The 2,584-nt window shown below is 62.7% G+C and carries 2 protein-coding genes and 1 pseudogene; all 3 read left to right on the top strand.

Annotation, left to right across the window (positions count from 1 at the left end; all coding sequences use genetic code 11):
* The 3 genes and pseudogenes from HY699_04850 to HY699_04840 all read left to right on the top strand — a co-directional run bounded on the left by HY699_04850 (position 1) and on the right by HY699_04840 (position 2,503).
* A pseudogene (locus HY699_04850) lies at positions 1-190 on the top strand (hypothetical protein).
* A 578-nt stretch (positions 191-768) separates the two neighbouring features.
* Positions 769-1,869, top strand: a complete 1,101-nt coding sequence (locus HY699_04845; protein ID MBI4515129.1) for a hypothetical protein — start codon at positions 769-771, stop codon at positions 1,867-1,869.
* A gap of 463 nt (positions 1,870-2,332) precedes the next feature.
* The gene (locus tag HY699_04840; GenBank protein MBI4515128.1) at positions 2,333-2,503 is read left to right on the top strand and encodes a four helix bundle protein; all 171 of its coding nucleotides are present in this window, start codon (positions 2,333-2,335) and stop codon (positions 2,501-2,503) included.
* Positions 2,504-2,584: the final 81 nt, after the last annotated feature.

The following is a 2,584-nucleotide window of genomic DNA, read 5'->3' as shown; positions in this document are numbered from 1 at the left end:
GCAGGCGATGGCCAGCCTCGTCGAACGCGAGGGCCTGCGCGGCAAAGTGCAGTGCATCTACCTCGACCCGCCCTATGGCATCAAATTCAACAGCAACTTCCAGTGGAGCACCACCAGCCGCGACGTCAAGGACGGCAACGTCGACCACATCACCCGTGAGCCAGAGCAGGTCAAAGCCTTCCGCGACACCCGCAGAGGGAGCAGGCAAGGGGATTTTGGATTTTGCGTCCGCTCTGCGTCCCTAAGTCCTCCGCGGTAAGAAATCCGGGGCGAAATGCGAAGAAACTTTGCGGTTGCCTGCCTTTTTCAGACCTTGTCCGGGCGGCGACTTTGCGGGGGAGGTTACGGGACTGGCTGGCGCAACGGCTTGACGGCGTTGAGGAATCCGGCGTATGTGGGCAGTAGCAGCCGGGCCGGCAAGGCGAAGGAAAGGCGAAATGCGCAAAGGTTACGGAAACCGGGACCCTACCATACCAAAACGTCACGCAATTTCAGCTAGGCTGACCGAACCGCCGCCTTCAGGAAGGAAGGACTCTACACCTTCTCGCGGTTCGGTACGTTCGTTACAACAAGAGGGAACCTCGCGTACTGGCACGCGGATACCATCCGAGAGGCATACGAGCGCGGCTTCAAGAAGATAGGCCTGTTCGTCACGCGTGAGAGCTATATATGAACAGGTCTGAGAGCTCATTCGTTGGTACCTGGAAGGACAAAGGCCGCCGCGCAAAAGTGCTCGGAACGCTGCTCTCCCTACTGCTCGCCGCGACGGTGCTCGAGGCGAGCGCGTACCTGGCCGTACGGACCCTGAGCCGCGGGGACGCCAGGTCTCTCTTCTATTGGCCGCCGGTCATTGGCGCCGAACGTTATGCCGAATATCTCACGGTGCGTGACCCGCGGCTCGGCTGGCCGGCGCCGCGTGACCTCGGCGGCCAGCGATACGACGCCGCCGGATCCCGCCCCATACCGGCCTTCCCCCATGTGGGCGAGGAATGCGTGTCACTCTATGGCAACTCGTTCACCTACAGCCCCGACGTGGACGACGCTCACGCATGGAGCAACGTCTTGTCCCAGCAGCTCGGTTGTCGCGTCGCGAATTTCGGCGTCGGAGGGTACGGGACCGACCAGGCGTATCTCCGCTTCGAGTCCAACGAGACCGATCAGGCGCCGGTGACGATCCTCGGATTCTTCGTCCGCGACGTGCTCCGCAACGTCAGCCAGTACGTCCAGTTCGAGTTCATCAACACGCCAACCGGCTTCAAGCCACGGTTCGTGGTCGACGGCGACCGTCTCCAGCTGATCCAGCTGCCGCGCGTCGAGGCTGTGGACTTTCCGACGTTCGCCGTCGCTCCGGAGCGGTTTCTGAAGCATGAGACCTTTTTGCCTGGTAGCCGTCTCGGCCCGGCCGTCGTCCGCTTTCCGTTCACGCTGGTTTTGTTGAGGTTGGCGACGAGCGAGCGTGTGCTGGCGCGCATGCGCGGGCGACCGAACTGGAGCGATTTCCTCACCCCCGGCCATTCCTCGCAAGGGCTCGAGGTCACACGCGGCATCATGCGGAAGTTCGCCGACCTCTGCCGGACGCGCGGCAAGCGCTGTCTCGTCGTCGTGTTTCCCGCGCCGAGCTCATACGATTATGAGCGGAAGACGGGCCGATCGCTGACGCAGCACCTGACCTACGCGCTGGCGCGCGACGGCATCGACTCTCTCGATCTCACCCCCGGCATCGCGCGCTACCTCGGCGCCCGGCCCTACGAGGATCTCTTGGCTCAACGCCAGGGCCATCACAACGAGGAGGGAGATCACGTGGTCGCGACGCTCGTCCACGAGCACATGGTGCGCCACGGCTTGCTATCGGTGGCGGCCGGCCAATAGTGTCGGCGGCGATCTCTCAAGCGGCGAGCGCTTCGTGCAGGCGTCGCACCACTCCTCCCGGCCCCTCGACCGTCGGCACCGTGCAGAAGACGTGGGGGATGGTGACGTTCCTCGGTTGCTTGAAAACGATATCCCCTCCCGCGCCGATGATCTCGCAAGAGGTCGGGCCAGCGGGTTCGGGGTCTTGACTTCGGACTTTCAGAAGCCGCCGAAGCGGCGAAGGATCTCAGCCCCGGTCACCGGCAATGTCGTGCCCGACGCAGCGCGGGGCGCTCTCAGCGCGGGCTCAGCCCGCAGCCCGAAGTCCCCATCTTGCGCGCCCGAATGAACGCCGACCTCCACATGTCCGAGGAGTTGAAGAACACCGGCAAGGGCAACCTGTTCGTCATCTTCGGCGAGCCCGATATTACGGTGACCAGTGGCCGGTGGCTGGTGGCCAGAAATGGGAGGATGGTTGCGGACTATGAGCAAGTTAAAAAGTTATCGGGACTTGGAAGTGTGGAAGAGATCAATCGAGCTGGTCGAGATGGTCTATCGGCTCTCGGCACGGTTTCCCGCCGAGGAGAAGTTTGGGTTGACCAGCCCTGATCCTGCCCGAGAAGTGTTCGCTGGACACGGTGACGTGAGATGTTAGGGTCCTTCAGCAAGCTTGGCAAAGACTTTGAAGAACTCGGCGATGTCGTCCATGCGTGGCAGCCCGATCCAGAGAGCCTTG

The organism is Deltaproteobacteria bacterium, assembly GCA_016210005.1.
GTDB lineage: Bacteria > Desulfobacterota > Binatia > HRBIN30 > JACQVA1 > JACQVA1.
Note: the sequence above shows the minus strand (reverse complement) of the source record. Positions and strands in the feature narration are given on the sequence as shown.